Genomic DNA, 653 nt, shown 5'->3' with positions numbered 1-653 from the left:
GAATATCCGGCGCAGCGTGAGCACGGGATCCTTCTTGCGGGGCCCGGCCAGCGTCATGGTGTCCTCGAGGACCCGCCACCGGCCTCGCTCGGCGGCGGGCTTGCCCTGGTCCCGCTCGGCCGCGTGATCGACCTCGGCTGCGGCGTGGATGTCCAGCGTGGCAAGGACAGTGGCCGGGACGTAGGTCTTGGACGCGGGCGCCAGGAACGTGACACCGGCGCCGGTCATCGCCGCAAGATTGTTGTACGACACCAGTTTGGAGTCACCGACCAGCAGGAAGTCTCGTGGTGCGGCCATTGTCGTCAGCGCGGTCATCGCCGCGACGACCTGGGTCACCTCGCCGGCGTTGCCGTCGTAGGCGCGGTGCAACACCGGCACCGCGCCGTCCGCGGTGACCGCCAGCCCGGCTTGGACCTGTTTGAGGTCAGTGCGGCGGTCCTTCGGGTGGCCGTGTTTCGGCGCCGGATAGTTCTCGTCGGTGTCCTCGAAATCGCCGTGCAGGGAGATCGAGGTCATGTCCCAATGCAGCCGGGACACGTCCAGCCCGAACGCTGAGATCGCCTGGGCGCCCACGGATCCGATGATCCCGTCCAGCTCGGGCGCGATCGCGTCCAGCGCCCGGCCGATCCGGTCGTCGTTGAGTAACCCGGCGG

Annotated in this window: 1 protein-coding gene; it reads right to left on the bottom strand. The window is 68.9% G+C overall.

Annotation, left to right across the window (positions count from 1 at the left end):
- On the bottom strand, nucleotides 1–653 hold a 653-nt coding region (locus IEZ09_RS45980; protein WP_189260154.1), incomplete at both ends, for an IS1634 family transposase.

The organism is Lentzea flava (genome assembly GCF_014648475.1).
Lineage (GTDB): Bacteria > Actinomycetota > Actinomycetes > Mycobacteriales > Pseudonocardiaceae > Lentzea > Lentzea flava.
Note: the sequence above shows the minus strand (reverse complement) of the source record. Positions and strands in the feature narration are given on the sequence as shown.